Below are 18512 nucleotides of genomic sequence, written 5' to 3' on the forward strand. Positions count from 1 at the left end.
CGAAGCGCTTGTTGGGCTGCTGGGCGAGAAGTACATCGCGGATGACTTGATCCCGTGAAATGCCGTGGGCCTTGGCTTGACCGTCGATCTGCGCCTCCACGAGGGGCGTATAGACGTAGCCTGGGCAGATGGCGTTGCAGGTGATGCCCTCTTCCGCGGTCTCGAGAGCCGTCACCTTGGTCAGGCCGACGATGCCATGCTTGGCGGCGACATAGGCCGCCTTGAAGGGAGATGCGACCAGCGCGTGGGCAGACGCAATGTTGATGACCCTGCCGAACCCATTCTGCCGCATTGCGGGCAGCGCAAGGCGAGTCGTATGAAAGGCGGAAGACAGGTTGATAGCGAGGATTTGATCCCACTTTTCGACAGGAAACTGCTCCAGCGGCGCAACATGTTGGATACCAGCGTTGTTGACGAGGATATCCAGCCGGCCTGACTGGGCCACCGTCGCCGCAATCATCTCGGCGATCGATTTCGGCTTGCTCATGTCGGCGGGCGAATAGCTCGCCCCTACCCCGAAATCTGCAACGATCTGCTCGCGCGTCCGTCCAATCTCCTCCGGAGCCCCAAGACCGTTGAGCACCACATCGGCTCCGGCAGCCGCTAAAGCTCGCGCAATCCCGAGCCCAATGCCGCTGGTCGAGCCAGTGACCAGCGCTACCTTGCCGGCCAGCGTCCGCGCGGCAGTTTGGTCCTGCAACTTGATGGGAATGTTCATAATCGGAGCCTCTCATTTGAGCGATGGCGGGTCTGGTGGCCGGACCTGGCCTTCGCGAACTTTGAGAGGTTTTCCCAGTCTACGGAAATGCCCTTTAGCTTCCGAAACCATGCACGCTTGCTATCGGAGGCGGGATGTCCTTCCTCGCCTCGGTCGGCTAGAGTTCCCACCGACCTCGCTGGGGAGCCGATCCATGGAAATGCACCAGGTCCGATATTTTCTCGCGGTGGCGCAGCAGCTCAATTTCACGCGCGCTGCCGAGGAATGCAATGTGACGCAGCCATCGCTCACCCGCGCGATCAAGCAGCTCGAAGCCGAGCTGGGCGGCGACCTGTTCCGCCGCGAGCGGCCGGCGGCACAACTCACAGAGCTCGGGCAGCGCATGCACCCGCTGCTCAAGCAATGCTATGATGCGGCGGCGGGTGCCCGATCGTTGGCGTCTTCGTTCAAGAGCGGCGAGATCGGGGCGCTGCGCATCGCGTTAACGCATTCCATCGATCTTGCACTGCTCATTCCCCACCTGAGCCAAATCAAGCGTCAGTTCAATCGCCTCGAATTCTGTTTCCTGCGCGGTACCGGTCGGGAAGTCGGCGAACTCCTCAAAAAGGGCGAAGCGGAGCTCGGGATTGCGGCCGAGATCGATGAGGCCTGGGATCGGCTCGACACCTGGCCACTGTTCACGGAGAGCTTCGAGCTCGTCGTCAACAAGGACCATCGCCTCGCCGAGCGCGCTGAGATCGAGTTCGATGATCTGCGTACGGAGCAGTTCTTGAGCCGAACTTATTGCGAGCATTCCAAACGCATTGCGGCCTCACTGCGCGAGCACGGCATCGACGTCGGCCATAGCCATGATATCTCTAGCGAGCGCGATCTGATCGAGCTGGTCGAAGCCGATATCGGCGTCGCGATGGTGCCTCACACGTCACCTATCCCAGCGAACGTCAAACGCGCGACCGTTGCAGGGTTGGACGCTCGCCGCACGGTCAATCTCTATGGCGTTGCGGGACGCCAGCGTACCGCGGTTGCCTCTGCTGTCATGCGGATGCTAAGAGGCGCCGATTGGCGAGAGATCGCGGGGTAGCTGGCCCAGCTTCTTTCCCCGCAGTCGAGCGAGCTGGGGTCTGTGCTCATAGAGGCAAAGCGGAAAATATCTGCTCGGGTTGAGCTTTACTGGTTTGACCCATCTGCGACATTCGCTTCCCGCAGCAATTGCTCAGTCTGCGGGCTGGATATTTAGATACCGGTGTAACAAGGCGTCGGTGCTCGGCGTATCATTTTGTGTCCAACCCGACTGTCCTCGTGTCAGACCGATTGGAGGTCGCAGCTATGGCTCTGCCAGGTTACGCCATGAACCAGCTCTCTTTCCCACAGCTGTACGAGAGGGAGCTTGTCGGGCCTCTCTTTCGACCGTGGGCCGAGCTTACGGTCAATGAACTTCGCGTGTCCGAGGGCGATCGGGTCCTGGACGTTGCCTGCGGAACAGGAATCGTTGCTCGCATCGCCAAATCTCAGGTTGGCAGCAATGGCTCTGTTGTCGGCGTCGACATCAGCGCGGATATGCTTACCGTAGCGCGAACCGTTGCACCCGAGATCGATTGGCGCGAAGGTAACGCGACCGCTTTGCCTCTCCAGGACGGAGAGGATTTCGACGTTCTCATCTGTCAACAAGGCCTGCAATTCTTTGCTGATAAGCAGGCGGCGGTTCAGCAGATGCGGCGCGCTCTGGTTGCAGGCGGCCGTCTAGCTGTCGCAATCTGGAGCTCGGACGACGAAATACCGTTCCTGCGAGAGCTGCGTCGCGTTGCCGAGCAACACCTCGGTCCGGTCGTGGATCAGCGACACAGCTTCGGTGACGCGGCGTTGCTCCAAACCTTGCTCAGTCAAGCAGGTTTCCGTGATGTCAATGTAAAGGTCATAACACGGATTATTGGCTTTCAGGCGGAGACCCTATTTCCGCGATTGAACGCCATGGCTCTCATCGGCATGAGTTCTGCTGGCAAGACCATGGACGATCGAGAGCGCAAACGCATCGTGGATACCATTGCGACGCAGAGCGAGCGCGTGCGCGAGCGCTATTCTGACGGATCAACCCTCGCTTTCGAGCTGACTACCAATCTAGCGATCGCGAAAGGCTGAGCTGCCGCGAGCGCGCTGGTTTTGGCTGCCGAAAACGTCGTCCACCGTAGCGAAAGGAGCAGAAGCTTGCCGTAGCAGTGCATGTCCGGTTCTGGCCCCAAGCAGCGCGTGGGTGTTTGAGGTCGAGCAGACATGGACGCGCTGATCGGTGCGGCAATCCGCTTGCGAGCACACGCATAGCCGAATCTAAATGCTCACGCCTCGCGCTTTCCAGCGCTCTGAGCAGGTCGTCGATTTCCATGCGCTTGCGGCAATCGGGAACGACGAAGCTTTTTTGACCCTCAACGGGCTAAAAAGGGCCGCTAGATCCACGGCTCTGACAGGTGTTCCGCCCTAAGCGCCCGCAAAACTGCAGGACGTTCGGCAATCCTGTTGGCATAGGGTCCAAAGTGAGGCCAGCTCGCACCCGGCCGCGCCATGCCTCGAGACCAGCGGCAAAGAACAAACGCATAGGCATCCAGTACCGAATAGTCCTCCCCGAGCAGCCAAGGTCTCGCATCAATAGCCAACTCAGCATCAATGATGTCGAACAACTCTGCAACACGCGTCTCGGCGCCAGAACGCAGCTTGATCTGCGCGGCTTCGTCCGCCGTCCACTTGCTCGAGTGTAGGTAATTTGACAATGCGGGGTGCAGGTTCGTGGCCAGCCACATGAGCCACTTATAAAAATGGGCTCTGCCATCCGTTCCGAACTCGGGTGCCAATCTTGATCCCGGATGTTTGTCCGCAAGATATAGCGAGATCGCGGCGGCCTCGTAGAGGATCAGATCACGTTCTTTGAGAACCGGAATTAGCCCATTGGGATTGAGCTTCAAATACGCTTCGCGCTTGTGGATGCTTGCATATCGATCGACGAAGACCAGTCGATGCTCGATGCCAATTTCGTGGAGCAGGATATGGGGAAGAAGGCTGATATAGCTGGGGTAGTAGTAAAGCTCGATCATAGTGCCGGCTCGGTGCAGGGACGAGAGGGGGTCCTGGAAATGTCAAATAATTCGCCACACAGGCGTCGCCGCGGCAACGTCCCTTGGCTCCAAGGAGCGGTTGGGAGCAGTTCGCCATTGCGCCGGAGTACACGCCTGGTCGAAGATCAATGCTCGCGACTCGCGCTTTCCAGCGCCTCGAGTAGGTCGTCGATTTCCATGCGTTTGCGGAAATCGGGATCGACGAAACGAGCCTTCACGACGCCATCTCGTCTGAGGACGAAGACCGCCGGGATCGGCAGCATCCAGCCGTCATTGCCGTGGAACCGCGCCATATCCTGATAGGACAGCAGACCCTGGATCTCCGTACCCAGCCAGATCGCCAGATTGAGGGAGAGCGCATAACCGTTGTCGAGATCGGTCAATACTGGGAAGGGCGCCGCGGAGTCGGCCTTGAACTGATCGGTATATTCCTGCGTCTCCGGCATAATGGCAACGATCTGCGCGCCCATAGCCTCGATGCGATCCTGCGCCTGGATCACCGCCCGGACGTTCAGCCGGCAATAGGGGCACCAATGACCTCGAAAGAACATGACCGCTACGGGGCCGCGCGCGATCAGCGAGTCCAGCGTAACCAGGCGTCCTTTCTCGTCGGGCAACACGAAGGCCGGCATCACCTCGCCCGGGCGAGGCGCGTTCTCTCCGCCACCATTCTCGGCCAGTCGCGCGACGAGACGGTCGACCGCCTCGCCATAGGCGGGAAAGATCTCCCGGCCGGCATTCGCATAAGCCCGAAGCTGCTCATTCAGCGTCCCCTCCATGTCACGGCAGCGCTGGAAGGCGAGCTTGAGCCGTTCTGCGTCGGCTGGGGAAAGGGATGTCATTTTCCGCTCCGGCAAGAGTGAAGTCTATTATTCGGCATTTCGATCGCCTCGCAAGGGGCGCCCGTCCATCGAATGCCCGATCCCTGTCAAACGGAAATGCCGATCTCCAATCGGTTCGATAGCCGCCGCCTATCGCGCCGCGATAGCGCAGAGCTATCAGCACAAGAGCCAGACGGTATTTCCCCTGCTTGAGGAGCCCGTCCATCCTCGTGTGGCCGCAAGCTTCCCACCCATGGAGGAACACCCATGAAACGTCAGATCATCCTGCGTGTTGCGAATGTCGTCACCTCCCTTCTGATATGTTGCCTCGTCCTTGCCGCTGCGACCTCGCTCGCGCGGGCCGATAGCGACGACGGCATCGTCCGGGTGAAGAGCGCGGTGTCGATGCCCGAAGCGATCAGCCGCATCAAGGCGGACATTTCCACCAAGGGCATCAAATTCTTCCTTGAGGTCGACCAGTCGAAACTTGCCGCGGATGCCGGCATCAAGCTTCGACCTTCGACATTGCTCATCTTCGGCAACCCTCCACTTGGCACCCAGTTCATTACCGCCAATCCCAATGCCGGCCTCGACTGGCCTGTTCGCCTGCTCCTCACGCAGGATGAGAATGGCGAGGTCTGGGCCGTGTGGACCGACTTCGACTGGATCGCCAAGCGGCACAACATCCACAATCGCGAAGCGCAGTTCAAAATGGCCACCATGGTCGTGAGGTCGATTACCTCGACGATCACAACGAAGTAGCCGCCGATCGCGCCGGCGCGGCGCGGAATGCGCCGCCCGCATGCACAAGCGAAACTCTCATCAAGCAGTAGAGGCCGTTCCATGACTAGCGAGAGATTCGATGTGGTGATCCTGGGCGGCGGCAACGCCGGCATCGGCGTGACCGGTCCGGTCCGGCGCGCCGGGCTCTCGGTCGCGATGATTGAGCCGCGTGAACTAGGCGGCACCTGCCCAAACCGCGGCTGCACGCCGAAGAAGATCCTGGTCGCTGCGGGCCAGGCTCTGCACGATATTGATCGCGCGTCCGTTCATCACATTGCAGTTGGTAAGCCCCGGCTCAATTGGGCGGCGCTGATCGATCGTGAGAAGGCGATGATCAGGGACATTCCGTCCAACCTCGCCCGCGTAGTGGCGCGCCGAGAAGTCGAGGTTATCGGAGGTATGGGTGTCTTCGTTGCCCCCGACACCATCAGGGTCGGAGATCGCGTGCTCCAGGCCAAGCACATCGTAGTTGCCACGGGGTCCAAGGTGCGACCGCTGCCGATTCCTGGTGCCGAGCACATGATCACCTCGGACGAGTTACTAAGCGAACGTGAGCTGCCGAGCTCGGTGATATTCATCGGAGGCGGCGTAATCTCGCTGGAATTCGGGCATATCTACGCCCGGGCCGGCACCGCGGTGTCGGTTCTGGAGGCCCTGCCGCAGCTCCTCCCCGCCATGGACTGCGATGCTGTCGCGCAACTTCACGCCGAAAGCGAACGCATCGGCATCAAGATCACGACCGACGTCAAGGTCCGGCGGATCGAGCAGGTCGGCCATCGGCTCCGGGTGGTCTTCACGGATGGCGACATCGAACAGGCGCTCGAAGCGGATCGCGTCATCAACGGCGCCGGCCGGATAGCCAACGTGGATGCGCTCGATTTGGCAAAAGGCCGGGTCGAGCAAGTAAACGGTCGCATCGTCGTAGATCGCTACTTGAGGTCGGCTTCAAACCCTCAGGTCCACGTATGCGGCGATGCCGTTCCTGTATCGCCCCAACTTTCCCCGCTCGCGACCTACGAAGGTGAGATAGTGGGCCGCAACATCGTCGACGGACCGCGTCACGCGCCCGATTACGCGGGCATCGCGACTTCAGTCTACACCGTGCCATCGCTGGCCGCCGTCGGTCTCACCGAAAACGCAGCGCAGCAGTCCGGTTTAACCATTGATGTGCACATCAACGACATGCGCGACTGGTTCTCGTCTCAATCATATGCCGAGACCGTTGCCTGGTCGAAAATAATCGTCGACCGGGTTAGCGACCTGGTCCTCGGCGCGCACTTCGTCGGCCATGCCGGCCAGGAGCTCATCAACGTCTTCGGCCTCGCGATCAAGTTTGGCATTACCGCCAAGCAATTGCGCGACAACGTCTACGCCTATCCCACGTTTTCTGCCGACATCAAGCACATGCTCGGGCACGCATAGCGATCCGCTATCGTTTCGAGAGACAGACAGCATTTCAACGTGCCCTCAACCTCAGCCAAGCTCTACCCATAGCCGGCAACCACCGAGGTTACGGCCAACACAGGAGACCTCCCGATGCTCAAGAACTTCAAGCTATCGCATGCGATCTGGACCGGAGCTGCCCTCGTCGGCGCGCTCACGCTCACCACGCAACCGGTGTTCGCGGGTGAATGTCCGGCCGGCAAGGTCAAGCCCAATGCTCAGCCGATGGTCGACTACAAGCCCGTTGGCGTAACCGACGTGACGCTCGGATCGATCGACCTAGGCAAGCAGCCGGCGCACATCGAGGGGCGCGAGCTGCGCTTCCGCAAGCTGACGATCGAGCCTGGCGGTATCGTTCCGTGGCACAGCCACGACGACCGACCGGCGTTGATCTTCGTGCAGCAGGGCGAGATCGTCGAATACGCTTCCAACTGCATCGACCCGATCGTGCACAAGGCCGGCGACCTCCGCCCGGAGGTTTTCGGTACCTCGCACTGGTGGAAGAACCTCGGCAAGGAAACTGTCATCCTTTATGTCGGCGATGTCCGCAAGGATCCGGCCGACCACAATATGTAACGAGCCCTCGCAGCCCCAGCCTCGTTACTGGATGTGACGACCCGGGATCCCCCGTGCTCCCCCCAGCACGCCGGGCGTCACATCCTCTTTCGGAATGAGGAGACGTCACGCAATGACCGATCTGTCCACGAGCATGGAGCCGGTTGCGGCCGAGTTGCACGAGCATTCGCCGGGCGTTGCGCTCCGATCACTGGTGATCGGGCTGACCGCATTCTTGACCGTCGTCGACCTGTTCGCAACCCAGGCGATTCTCCCGTCTCTTACGCGGCACTATGGCGTGACCCCCGCCGCGATGGGATTTGCGGTCAACGCCAGCACGTTTGGAATGGCAATCTCGAGTCTCGTCGTAGGCCTCTTCAGCCCCCACATCGATCGACGACTCGGCATCCTTCTCAGCCTCTCTCTATTGGCGATACCCACAAGTCTGCTTGCGATAGCCCCTGGTATCACCGCCTTCATGATTTTGCGCGTCGCGCAGGGTCTGTTCATGGCTTCTGCGTTCACACTGACGCTTGCCTACCTCGGTGAGCAGTGCAGCGCGATGGATACCGGCGGAGCATTCGCCGCCTACATCACGGGTAACGTGGCCAGCAATCTGATTGGCAGACTGATCTCCGCCGCGCTTGCCGACAGTCTCGGCCTTGCCTGGAACTTCTATTTTTTTGCGGCCCTAAACCTCGCCGGCGCCGCGTTAGCCTACTTCTCGATACACCGCGTGCAACCGATGCAGTCCGTGGCCGCGAACGACTCACCAGTTCGCGCCATGCTTGAGCATTGGCGAACACCACGGCTGCGCGCTGGGTTCGGCATCGGTTTCTGCATTCTGTTCGCCTTTATCGGCACCTTCACGTTCGTGAATTTCGTTCTGGTGCGACCGCCGTTGTCGCTCGGCATGATGGACCTTGGCTTTGTCTACTTCGTCTTTCTGCCGTCCATTCTGACGACACTGCTCGCCGGAAAAGTCGCCGTTTGGCTCGGCAGTCGCATGACTGTCTGGATCGGCCTCGGCGTAGCCGCCGCAGGCCTTCCTTTGATGGTGACGTCTCATCTGCCTCAGGTTCTGACTGGAATGGTTCTGGTCGGCGTCGGGACGTTCTTTGCGCAGGCCGCTGCAACCGGATTTGTCGGTCAAGCTGCAGCCAAGAACCGTGGGATCGCGAGTGGCACCTATCTCGCCTGCTACTTTCTTGGAGGAGTAGTGGGAACCGCCCTTCTAGGCCGACTGTTCGACACGTTCGGGTGGATGGTCTGCGTGCTCGGCGTGGCCGGCGCGTTGGCCCTTGCCTCGCTGCTCACGGCGAGGCTGACGCCATCGCAGTGATGAGATCGCTGGCCGAGCATTCGTACCTGCTTCTTATGCTCATTTCGGCGATGCGGCGCTCCGCTCACGCAGACACTCGAGCTCATATCCGAAAAATCGTATGATTGGTAGCGGGGGAGCGACTCGCCCCCCGATAATCTTTCGCTTTGAAGCTCCGCATTCGAAGAGCCGGCTGCGCAAGCTTCCATGCCGGACAAAAATTCTTGTGAAATGGCATAGGCGTGCCCGCGGCGAGAACCCTCCTGTTTTTTTGTCGGCGAATACCGCGCGTCATCCTGCTGGTATTTGTGCTGGTATCGGCAACAACCGACGAAGAAAGGGCGTTGAAATTCAAATGGTTATGGCTCTAGGCAATTATCGGCCAGGGGCACCACGAAAAAAACTATAATAATAACAATAACTTAAGTCACTGGTTCGATTCCGGATTTTCTCGGGACAATTGTCGCGACGCATTGGAAATTCAAGCAAAATCCCACTACAATCGTCCGCTTTGCTGGCATTTTTGCTGGTATCGCCAAGCCAAACGCACCGCAGCGAATTTCGATATTCCGAACAAGAGAATTGAGCAGATGGCCCGCAAGAACGGTGGCGCGTGCCAGCGCGCTCCGAAATGCCAAACCTCTGATCGCGCGGATGTCTGATTTGCTCCCCCGCTATCCAAGTCTACGCCGCACAAGTAGTCGACGTGCACCAATGGGTCTGTGACCGGTCGGCTGTTAGCGCTGGCCGATTTGATTGTTGCTCTGAGATATCATGGGAGTTTGTGGGATTGCCCTCCGAGGCAAAAGTCACACGTTCGAATCGTGTCGGGCGCGCCAGTTTCTCCTTGTCTTACAGAACTATATGTGGGTCCAAGCTAAAACCGCCGAGCTGTCTCATTCGAGCGAGTAAGCTATGTTGCAAAGGCAAAGCGCATTGGTCGAATGGAAGCACACCTGCGTCAACAAGATGCAGAACAAGTTGCCAGCTTCACGGCCACCGCAATTAGCTAGTTTCATATACTCCCGAGCAACTACGCCTCTGCTCTGCTGATAAGGAAGATAAGACCGCCTAGTAGGCTCGTGCTCATTCCCAATTGAGTGCTCCGCCGTTCTGGTACTCGATGACCCGGGTCTCGAAGAAGTTCTTCTCCTTCTTCAGGTCCATCGCCTCCGACATCCACGGGAACGGGTTCTCGACCTCGGCGAAGACCGGTGCGAGTCCGATCTGGGCGCAGCGGCGGTTGGCGATGAAGTGCATGTACTGCTGGCACAGCGCCGCATTGAGACCGAGGAAACCGCGCGGCATGGTATCGCGACCGTAGGCAGCCTCGAGCTCAGCGGCATCACGGATCATGCCACGGATCTCGTCCTGGAATTCCGCGGTCCACAGATGCGGATTCTCGATCTTGATCTGGTTGATCACGTCGATGCCGAAGTTCAGATGGATGCTCTCGTCCCGCAGGATGTACTGATACTGCTCCGCGATCCCGACCATCTTGTTGCGGCGGCCGAGCGACAGGATCTGCGCGAAACCGGTGTAGAACCACATGCCCTCGAACACGACGTAGAAGGCGACGAGATCACGCAGGAAGGCGCGGTCGCTGTCGGGCGTGCCGGTCTGGAACGACGGATCATCCAGATGCTGGGTGTGCTTGAGAGCCCAGGCCGCCTTGTCGGTGATCGACGGCACCTCGCGGTACATGTTGAACAGCTCACCCTCGTCGAGGCCGAGGCTTTCCACGATGTACTGGAAAGTGTGGGTGTGCACCGCCTCCTCAAAAGCCTGCCGCAGCAGATACTGCCTGCATTCCGGATTGGTCAGATGACGGTAGATCGCCAGAACGATGTTGTTGGCGACCAGCGATTCCGAGGCCGCGAAGAAGCCGAGATTGCGCTTGATCGCGCGCCGCTCGTCCTCGGTCAGGCCGTCCCGCGACTTCCACAGCGCGATGTCAGCCTGCATCGAGACTTCGGTCGGCATCCAGTGATTGTTGCAGCCGGAGAGATATTTCTCCCAGGCCCATTTGTACTTCAGCGGCAGCAGCTGGTTGACGTCGGCGCGGCAGTTGATCATCCGCTTCTCGTCGACCGAGACGCGGCCGCCGGCGCGGTCGATCGACCCCAGGCCGGTCGGATCGACCGGCTCGAGCTTGAGCTGGGTCTGCGGACGCAGCGCCGTGGTGAGGGCTGGCGCGGCCGGAGCCGCCGCCGTGGTTTCAGTATCGGACCAATCAAGCATCGTCATTTCCTCACTGGCACGCTTCGCATTCGGGATCGTTGATCCGGCAGGCCTTGATGCCGTCGAGATCGGGCGCCGCCGCGGCCGGGATCATGATCGGCGCGTGCGAGGCGCCGCCCGATGCCGACACCGCGTTGAGCTTGCCGTCGGTGCCCTTCAGCGTCGATTTTTCGACATGCGTGGCGCTGCGCGAGCGCAGGTAATAGGTCGTCTTCAGGCCGCGCCGCCAGGCCAGCCGGTAAAGCGTATCGAGCTTCTTGCCGGAGGGATTGGCGATGTAGAGGTTGAGCGACTGCGACTGGTCGATCCATTTCTGCCGGCGCGCGGCCGCCTCGATCAGCCAGGCACTGTCGATCTCGAAGGCGGTGGCGTAGAGCGCCTTGAGATCGTCAGGAACGCGGTCGATCTGGCCGACGCTGCCGTCGAAATATTTGAGGTCGGAGACCATCACCTCGTCCCACAGTCCCCTCGCCTTCAGGTCGCGGACCAGGAACTCGTTCACGACCGTAAAGTCGCCGGACATGTTCGATTTGACGAACAGGTTCTGGTAGTTCGGCTCGATCGACTGCGAGACACCGCAGATGTTTGAGATCGTCGCGGTCGGGGCGATCGCCATGACGTTCGAGTTGCGCATGCCGCGGGAGGTGACCTTGTTGCGCAGGTGGTCCCAGTCGAGCGTCGAAGAGCGGTCGGCGTCGAGGCCGCCACGGGCGTCGGCGACGAACTGGATGGAGTCGAGCGGCAAAATGCCCTTCGACCACAGCGAGCCCTCGAAGCTCGGATAACGGCCACGCTCGGCGGCGAGATCCGACGATGCTTCGATGGCGTGGTAAGAGATCGCTTCCATACTGGTGTCGGCGAACGCCACGGCCGCGTCCGACGCGATCGGGATGCGCTGAACCTGAAGCGCCTCCTGGAAGCCCATCAAGCCGAGGCCGACCGGCCGGTGGCGCATGTTGGAGCGGCGCGCCTCCGGGATGGTGTAGAAGTTGATGTCGATGACGTTGTCGAGCATCCGCACCGCTGATGTCACCGTCCGCTTCAGCTTGGCCTGGTCAAGACCATTGGACCCAACATGGGCGAGCATGTTGATGGAGCCGAGATTGCAGACCGCGACCTCGTCGCCCGAGGTGTTCAGGGTGATCTCGGTGCAGAGGTTCGACGAGTGGATCACGCCCATGTGCCGCTGCGGCGAGCGCAAATTGCAGGGATCCTTGAAGGTGATCCAGGGATGACCGGTCTCGAACACCATGGTCAGCATGCGGCGCCACAGATCGGTCGCGCGGACCGTCTTGGACACCCGCATGCCGCCGGCCTTCGCCTTGGCTTCATAAGCCTCGTAAGCCGACTTGAACGCCTCGCCGTAGCGGTCGTGCAAATCGGGCGTCTCGTCCGGCGAGAACAGCGTCCACTCGCCGTCGGCATCGACGCGCTGCATGAACAAGTCCGGCACCCAATTGGCGGTGTTCATGTCGTGGGTGCGGCGGCGGTCGTCGCCGGTGTTCTTCCGCAGATCGAGGAACTCCTCGATGTCGACGTGCCAGGTTTCGAGATAGGCGCAGACCGCGCCCTTGCGCTTGCCGCCTTGGTTGACGGCGATCGCAGTGTCGTTGGCGACCTTCAGGAACGGGATGATGCCCTGGCTCTCGCCGTTGGTGCCCTTGATATGGGCGCCGAGACCGCGCACCGGCGTCCAGTCGTTACCGAGGCCGCCCGAATATTTTGCCAGCAGCGCATTGTCCTTGATCGACTTGAAAATACCGTCGAGGTCGTCGGAGACGGTGGTGAGGAAGCAGGACGAGAGCTGCGGGCGCAGCGTGCCCGAGTTGAACAGCGTCGGAGTCGAGGCCATGAAGTCGAACGACGACAGCAAATCGTAGAACTCGATCGCCTTGGCTTCGCGGTCAATCTCGCGCACCGCCAGGCCCATGGCCACGCGCATGAAGAAGGCCTGCGGCAGCTCGATCCGCTTGCCATGCTCATGCAGGAAGTAGCGGTCGTAGAGCGTCTGGAGGCCGAGGAACTGGAAGTTCAGATCGCGCTCGGGCTTCAGCGCCGCCGCGATCCGACCGAGATCGAAGCGGGCGAGCTCGGGATCGAGCAACTCGGCGGCGATGCCGGTCTTCACATAGGCCGGGAAGTATTCGGCATAGCGCGTCACCATGTCCGCCTGTGAAGCGGATGTCGGCACGCTGTGGACGTAGGACAGCACCTCGCCGCGGAGCTTGTCGAGCAGCAGGCGCGCACTGACATAGGCGTAGTTCGGCTCCTGCTCGACCAGCGTGCGGGCGGCCATGATCGAGGCCAGCGCCAGTTCGTCCTGGCTGATGCCATCGTAGAGATTGCGCGTGGTTTCGGCGAGCACGGGCGCAGCGGAGACACCGTCGAGCCCGGCGCAGGCTTCGCCGACGATCAGCGCGAGGCGCTTGCTGTCGAGACCGACGCGCGAACCGTCGGCAAGCGTAACGTGGAGTGCTGGGGCAGCGACGGGCACGGCCTGATGAGCAGCAGCTTCCTCCGCACGCTGGCGGGTACGTTCATCGCGATACAGCACGTAGGCGCGGGCCACCTTGTGGTGCTCGCTGCGCATCAACGCAAGCTCGACCTGATCCTGGACGTCCTCGATGTGGAAGGTGCGGCCCTCGCCGGCACGACGGTGCAATGCCGCGACCACTTCCGCAGTCAGTTGCTCGACGCTCTCGTGGACGCGGCGTGAAGCGACCGCGGTGTTTCCTTCCACGGCGAGGAAGGCCTTGGTCATCGCGACCGCGATCTTCGCCTGGTCGAACGGGGTGACCTTGCCGTTGCGGCGGATGATCTGCATGGCGGGCTCGCTGGGAACGGCAGCGAGCGACTCTGGACGCAACTGGATGATGGGAGCGGAGACAGTCTCCGCGTGGTGCATATTGGTAGACATCAAGGGCCCCGTGATGCGCGCGTTATGTTTGAGCGGGGCAAGACGAGGACGCTGCAGAAACGCCGGCAACGGAGTGCCGACGGCGCATGCAAGCGACCGCCGGGACACCCCGCCCGTGGACGTTCAGTTGCGTCGCGGCAGGTCTCCTGGCTCGCAGGTCATAGCTTTCTCCCCGTCTTCCCGGCGCGAACAGGCACCAGTGACGATTGTTTGGGAGCAGCTCGCTGCTGACAGTTGCGGGGGCAGCGCCGGAATTCCGCACCTCAGGCGCGGTTCACCGGCTTCCCTCTTAGCCACTAAATCTTGCGATCCAGCGGAACCGTGACACCCATATGTGGTGATATTCGCGGCGAAGTGTCAATGATCGATTAACGCGTCGGCCGGTTTTTGTCTGTGGAATGCGGGAATTTCACAGCTATCCACCGACATCCCGCGATTCGGCGGCTGCGCGCAATCAGTTCCGTTACGGGGTTTTCGCGGGGAATGGGGAATGCCAATTCATCGTGCTTGGCGAATCAGGCGGGAGCAACCGAACGGAGGTCGTCGCGTCGCCGCCTTCGTCGTTCACGTCGAAATCGCGCGTCGCCGCCCAAGCGGATTGAGCAGGCGAACGATCTCGCAGGCTGCAACAAGACCGACCAACCAGGCGGCGCTGCGCAGCCCAATCCGTGTCACTATGGCGAGAGTGAAGGCGCCCTCGCCGCCCAGGAACGGCGTCATGGCGAACAGAGTGAGCTCATAGGCCGCGTAGGCACAAACCAACGTGACCGCCAGAACCACAGCCGTGTGGTTCTGCGGGAGCGCACCGAGAATGGCTGACGAGACAGCGGTAGCGGCGAGCGCCGCTGCCCCGATCGCGAAGCCCCAGGCGATCGTGTTGGCATCGACCGGATAGTGCAGCACGCCAAATCCGATCGCCTGATTGACCAGCCATGCACCCGTGACGACGAGGAGTGCCGGACGCAACCGCAACAACGCGGCTGCAACGACTGCGAAGGCCGCAAACGGAGTCGCGCAGGCAAATACGAAGCTTGCCAGCGCACAGGCCGTCACCAGCAGACCGAAGGCGAACATCGGAGCGTTGCGCGGCTCAACCGGGTGCAAACGAAAGCCGTCAGCGGCGGCGGGCAGAACGTTGAAGGCCATTGGAAAATCTCCTCTCCTGCAATTGTAGCGACATCTGTTGCTGCGGGACAGCCTTTTGGCGGTCAGTGAAGGGCATCCATGGGATTTTCGGGCTCGGCAAGGTCGATCCGGTCATACGCGGCGAGCCATTCGATGATCGTCTGCGACAGCGGTCCGGCCGCGGCCAACTGCCGAAGCGTCACCCGAACGGTCGCGCGGCCGAGGCGGTCGTTCCGAACGGTCAGCGCATCAGGGTCTCGCCCCGCCATCACGGCCGCCATGATGTCTCGCTTGAGCGCGACGGACCCCGGCTCGCCATATTGCTCAAGGAAGGTCTGGAATGCCGCTTGATGTTGCGTCCGAAATTCATGCTTTCGACCGAATTGATCGCGAAGCGGATGCGCCGGATAGAAATGGGCGCAGGGAACCCAGCCGTCCGGAACCGGCTCCGTTGCCGCGTGCGTCCGACCATGCGCAAGCAGCTTCGGCAGGACATGCGTGTGTGGCCCGTCGGGACTGCGACCATCAGGTGGCGGGATCGGCTGGAACACCTCGGCCCGCCCGACTCGGCTGATGAAAACGCGGTGCGGATTGGCAGCGAGAATGATGCGCATCGCATCGTTCCCCGGCGCAAACACCGATCGGCCGACTCTTTCACGGAGCGCCGCAACGACGTGCCGATCTGCTATGCGAATGCAAGCGTCGATCTGCAATGTGCCAAGGCCGAGATCAAACAGGATGCCGCTGCGATCCCTGCCTCGCAGAGCATCGTCGTCGGCTCCGACCTCCGTCAACGTGGTACGCCCGTGCATCCCACACGAGCCAAGCGGAAGACACAGCGCCACGCGATGACTCCAGCTCTCGCTCGTCGGCGATTCCGAGGCGAACAGGCGCAGCTTTGGCGTTGACAGGATTTGAATCCCGCCCTTGTCCGTGACGATACTGATCATCGCCTCGTCGCAACGCAGATCGGCCGGCTCGGCCTGATCGCGTGTGAACTCGGCGATCGCCCCGAAAGTGCCCACACTCCAGCCCGCCTCAACGTCAGCAAGCTGACCGGCAAGGACGTCCATCACTCCGGCTGCCGTCATCCGAGATCCCTCGCCGCGCGACCTCTGGCGCGGCCCTTAGACTAGAAAGTCGCGCCAGCCTTCAAGAGATAGGTGCGGCCGGGAAGCGGATAGGCGCTGAACCGCCCGTCGGTGAAGGTACTCGCGATCGCATAGTCGTAATAGAGCGCGTTGAGCACATTGTTGACGGTGAAGGACCAAAAATAGCGCTCATACTGTCCGCTGAGCTTGAGATCGATCGTGCCATTGGCAGGAATTGGCTTTTGGGTTCCGGCCTGGTCGTTATCCATCCGCCGCTCGCTCCAGAAGCGCGCGGTGGCATCGAACACGACGTAATTCTGCCAGATGTTCCAGGTGACGCCAACATTCGCGGTGTAGCGCGACACCAGCGGCACGTCATTGCCCGCCCAAATCCCTTCGCGGAAGACCGCACGAGTAACCGCCATGCCTGAACGCAATAGCAGCGCGTCGTTGATGCGGACAGAGAGACTGGTCTCGGAGCCGTAGCGGCGGGTCGGATCGAGATTGACGTTGTAGAAAAGCACTGGGTTGAAATGGATCTCATTGGTGAGGTCCATCAGATAAAGGCTGCTCTGCATTTGCAGTCCGCCAGCCTTGATGCGCAGACCGCCCTCGACATCCTGTGATGTCTGAGTCTTGAGCTGGAATGTTTGCGGGATCGACGCAAACGTCACGGGATCGAACGAAGGCCCCGATGACACCCGCTCGTCGACATCAGGCGTCCGAAATGCACGCGCGCCTCGGCCGAACAAAGTAAACACGTCGTTGAGACGCTGCTCGACACCGAGGTGCAGCGCATATTGGGTTTCGCTGCTATTGAGCGGCAGCGCGCCGATGTCGGCGTTGAACGGAGCTGTAGGATCGAAATTGTCACGCGCCGACAAGTTGACGTTCTGCACGCGCGCGCCGTAGGAGACGTCGGTCGTCGGCGTGACACCCAGCGTATGCTGGAAGTAGCCGGCAACCGTCTGTTGCCTGAGGTCGTAATTGTGCCACGGTGCCAGGCCCTGGCCGGCGCCGCGATCCTGTTGGTAGCTCGCATCATAGTAGTCGATACCGGTCAGCAACTGCGAGGGCATGCCGAACAGCAGGCTCTTCACGCTCAGTCGCGGCGTGATCGACCACGTCGTCAGATTGGCTTCGAGATAGGTCGAGGTGAAGAGAGCCGGCACCGGCGTTGGACTGGAGAAAAATGCGCTCTGCTGCTTCTTGTCGCGCACGCCGCCGTCGACAATCAGATCAACGCCGTTGACGAGTGTCTTCGTGAAACCTGCGGTCGCACTCCAGCCCTGCTGGTTGGCGTAGTCGAAGGGCGTGCTGGTGCCTCTTCGATCCGTTGCGAGTTGGTCGAGCCCGATCGACGGATCGACGAGGCGGCCGCCCGGCAACCTCAGTTCCTGGTTGTCACCCGTGACGGTGAGAAACGCCGTCAGATCGGGCGTCGAGTAGTTCAGATTGCCGACGCCGTTTTCCTGGGAGTAGCGATTGTTATCGCGGTAGCCGTCGGTCTTGACGACATTGCCGTAAAACGAGGTCGACCAGGGACCAGAGGTGAGCGAGGTCGAAACGTTGCCGAGCCTGGTGTTGAACGAACCGAATCCGGCTTCGATGCGCGCCGTGACGGGTGGCCCGCTAACACCGTTTTTGGTGATGATATTGATGACGCCGCCAACCGCATTGTCGCCGTAAAGCACTGCGCCGGAATTGCCGCGCGTGATCTCGATGCGCTCGATGGAATTGAGCGGGATGGTGGAGAGATCCACCTGCGCCATGTCGATGTCGTTCAGCCGCCGCCCGTTGATCAGGACCAGCGTATTTGCCGTGGCGAAAGCGCCGAAGCCGCGCAGGTCGACGCTAGTCTTGGCCGCCACCGGGCCGCCGTAAAGCGTCGTGATCTGGGCACCCGGGGTCTGCGTCGTGATGATCTCGGCGAGCGACTGCGCCGGCGAATGTGCGATGTCGGCGGCGGTGATAACGGTGGTCGCCGCTCCGACGATCCCTCCGCCGCTGGCGACTGTCTGGTTGCCCGCCGCCGGCGGGGGTGTGCTATCGGCCGCCGGAGTGCCACGGGCGGTGACGTTTGGCGCGGCGCGACGCCTCGTCGTTTCGCCATCGCCGGTCGCTCTGGCGCGCGTGCGGTTCGGGTCGTCCGACTTGGTCACTTCCACGGGCGGTAGTTGCTCTGCAACAGTCTGGGCGCGGGCCGCCCCGGCCTCAATAAGAGCAGCAGAGACGATCACGGTTGATGCGAGCAGAGCCACGCGGCGGCGCCGGATAGCGGCAGAAACGGGAGACATACAACAGGCCTCGGTATGACGTCAGTGGCACGTCACAGCGAACGAGGCTTTACGGCGGAGCGATCGATTGCTCCGGTGAAGCTAATGTCTGTTACTCCC

14 protein-coding genes, 1 tRNA gene and 1 riboswitch are annotated in these 18512 nt (G+C 61.1%); of the genes, 7 read left to right on the forward strand and 8 right to left on the reverse strand.

Going from position 1 to position 18512, the window contains the following annotated elements:
• A partial coding sequence (locus tag SO139_RS10000) for a 3-hydroxybutyrate dehydrogenase (RefSeq protein WP_498539964.1) occupies window positions 1–718 on the reverse strand: 718 nt, incomplete at its 3' end.
• A gap of 193 nt (window positions 719–911) precedes the next feature.
• Between SO139_RS10000 and SO139_RS10005 the strand changes: the two genes are divergently transcribed.
• The gene (locus SO139_RS10005; protein WP_498539965.1) at window positions 912–1799 is read left to right on the forward strand and encodes a LysR family transcriptional regulator; all 888 of its coding nucleotides are present in this window, start codon (window positions 912–914) and stop codon (window positions 1797–1799) included.
• Between the two features lie 266 nt (window positions 1800–2065).
• A complete protein-coding gene (locus SO139_RS10010; RefSeq protein ID WP_498539966.1) occupies window positions 2066–2854 on the forward strand; it encodes a class I SAM-dependent methyltransferase in 789 nt (262 codons plus the stop codon).
• A 302-nt stretch (window positions 2855–3156) separates the two neighbouring features.
• Here the strand turns inward: SO139_RS10010 and SO139_RS10015 are convergent, their stop codons facing one another.
• On the reverse strand, window positions 3157–3798 hold the full coding sequence (locus SO139_RS10015) for a glutathione S-transferase family protein (protein WP_498539967.1): 642 nt from the start codon (window positions 3796–3798) through the stop codon (window positions 3157–3159).
• Between the two features lie 146 nt (window positions 3799–3944).
• Window positions 3945–4661 carry a peroxiredoxin-like family protein gene (locus SO139_RS10020; protein ID WP_498539968.1) on the reverse strand — a complete coding sequence of 239 codons (717 nt, stop codon included), beginning with the start codon at window positions 4659–4661 and terminating at the stop codon, window positions 3945–3947.
• 246 nt (window positions 4662–4907) lie between these two features.
• Here SO139_RS10020 and SO139_RS10025 point away from each other — a divergent pair, with 246 nt between their 5' ends.
• The 5 genes from SO139_RS10025 (at window position 4908) to SO139_RS10045 (ending at window position 9581) form a co-directional block, all read left to right on the forward strand.
• Complete coding sequence (locus SO139_RS10025) at window positions 4908–5402, forward strand: DUF302 domain-containing protein (RefSeq protein ID WP_498539969.1); 495 nt, start codon at window positions 4908–4910, stop codon at window positions 5400–5402.
• Window positions 5403–5504: 102 nt separating this feature from the next.
• Complete coding sequence (locus SO139_RS10030) at window positions 5505–6845, forward strand: dihydrolipoyl dehydrogenase family protein (protein ID WP_498539970.1); 1341 nt, start codon at window positions 5505–5507, stop codon at window positions 6843–6845.
• A gap of 114 nt (window positions 6846–6959) precedes the next feature.
• A complete protein-coding gene (locus SO139_RS10035; protein WP_498539971.1) occupies window positions 6960–7442 on the forward strand; it encodes a cupin domain-containing protein in 483 nt (160 codons plus the stop codon).
• 112 nt (window positions 7443–7554) lie between these two features.
• Window positions 7555–8763: an MFS transporter gene (locus tag SO139_RS10040; RefSeq protein ID WP_498539972.1), complete on the forward strand. Its 1209-nt coding sequence runs from the start codon at window positions 7555–7557 to the stop codon at window positions 8761–8763.
• Between the two features lie 695 nt (window positions 8764–9458).
• Window positions 9459–9581: transfer RNA gene (locus tag SO139_RS10045), tRNA-Ser, on the forward strand.
• A gap of 247 nt (window positions 9582–9828) precedes the next feature.
• Here SO139_RS10045 and SO139_RS10050 read toward each other — a convergent pair.
• The 5 genes from SO139_RS10050 to SO139_RS10070 form a co-directional block, all read right to left on the reverse strand.
• Complete coding sequence (locus tag SO139_RS10050) at window positions 9829–10983, reverse strand: ribonucleotide-diphosphate reductase subunit beta (RefSeq protein WP_498539973.1); 1155 nt, start codon at window positions 10981–10983, stop codon at window positions 9829–9831.
• Window positions 10984–10993: 10 nt separating this feature from the next.
• Window positions 10994–13900 (reverse strand): ribonucleoside-diphosphate reductase subunit alpha, encoded by a 2907-nt coding sequence (locus SO139_RS10055; protein WP_498539974.1) that lies wholly within the window; start codon window positions 13898–13900, stop codon window positions 10994–10996.
• Between the two features lie 119 nt (window positions 13901–14019).
• Window positions 14020–14239, reverse strand: a riboswitch (cobalamin riboswitch).
• Window positions 14240–14464: 225 nt separating this feature from the next.
• Entirely contained in the window at window positions 14465–15046 is a 582-nt protein-coding gene (locus tag SO139_RS10060) for a hypothetical protein (RefSeq protein ID WP_498539975.1), read from the reverse strand.
• A gap of 62 nt (window positions 15047–15108) precedes the next feature.
• The gene (locus SO139_RS10065; RefSeq protein ID WP_498539976.1) at window positions 15109–16116 is read right to left on the reverse strand and encodes a DUF6925 family protein; all 1008 of its coding nucleotides are present in this window, start codon (window positions 16114–16116) and stop codon (window positions 15109–15111) included.
• Window positions 16117–16157: 41 nt separating this feature from the next.
• Window positions 16158–18413 (reverse strand): TonB-dependent receptor, encoded by a 2256-nt coding sequence (locus tag SO139_RS10070; protein ID WP_498539977.1) that lies wholly within the window; start codon window positions 18411–18413, stop codon window positions 16158–16160.
• Between the last annotated feature and the right edge of the window lie 99 nt (window positions 18414–18512).

The organism is Bradyrhizobium sp. UFLA05-89, assembly GCF_059803475.1.

Excerpts from the sequence above, each read along its gene's own strand:
- SO139_RS10015 (WP_498539967.1), bottom strand. The coding sequence starts at position 3,798 with ATGATCGAGCTTTACTACTACCCCAGCTATATCAGCCTTCTTCCCCAT.
- SO139_RS10035 (WP_498539971.1), top strand. The coding sequence starts at position 6,960 with ATGCTCAAGAACTTCAAGCTATCGCATGCGATCTGGACCGGAGCTGCC.
- SO139_RS10025 (WP_498539969.1), top strand. The coding sequence starts at position 4,908 with ATGAAACGTCAGATCATCCTGCGTGTTGCGAATGTCGTCACCTCCCTT.
- SO139_RS10005 (WP_498539965.1), top strand. The coding sequence starts at position 912 with ATGGAAATGCACCAGGTCCGATATTTTCTCGCGGTGGCGCAGCAGCTC.
- SO139_RS10010 (WP_498539966.1), top strand. The coding sequence starts at position 2,066 with ATGAACCAGCTCTCTTTCCCACAGCTGTACGAGAGGGAGCTTGTCGGG.
- SO139_RS10055 (WP_498539974.1), bottom strand. The coding sequence starts at position 13,900 with ATGTCTACCAATATGCACCACGCGGAGACTGTCTCCGCTCCCATCATC.
- SO139_RS10050 (WP_498539973.1), bottom strand. The coding sequence starts at position 10,983 with ATGCTTGATTGGTCCGATACTGAAACCACGGCGGCGGCTCCGGCCGCG.
- SO139_RS10040 (WP_498539972.1), top strand. The coding sequence starts at position 7,555 with ATGACCGATCTGTCCACGAGCATGGAGCCGGTTGCGGCCGAGTTGCAC.
- SO139_RS10020 (WP_498539968.1), bottom strand. The coding sequence starts at position 4,661 with ATGACATCCCTTTCCCCAGCCGACGCAGAACGGCTCAAGCTCGCCTTC.
- SO139_RS10060 (WP_498539975.1), bottom strand. The coding sequence starts at position 15,046 with ATGGCCTTCAACGTTCTGCCCGCCGCCGCTGACGGCTTTCGTTTGCAC.
- SO139_RS10065 (WP_498539976.1), bottom strand. The coding sequence starts at position 16,116 with ATGACGGCAGCCGGAGTGATGGACGTCCTTGCCGGTCAGCTTGCTGAC.
- SO139_RS10070 (WP_498539977.1), bottom strand. The coding sequence starts at position 18,413 with ATGTCTCCCGTTTCTGCCGCTATCCGGCGCCGCCGCGTGGCTCTGCTC.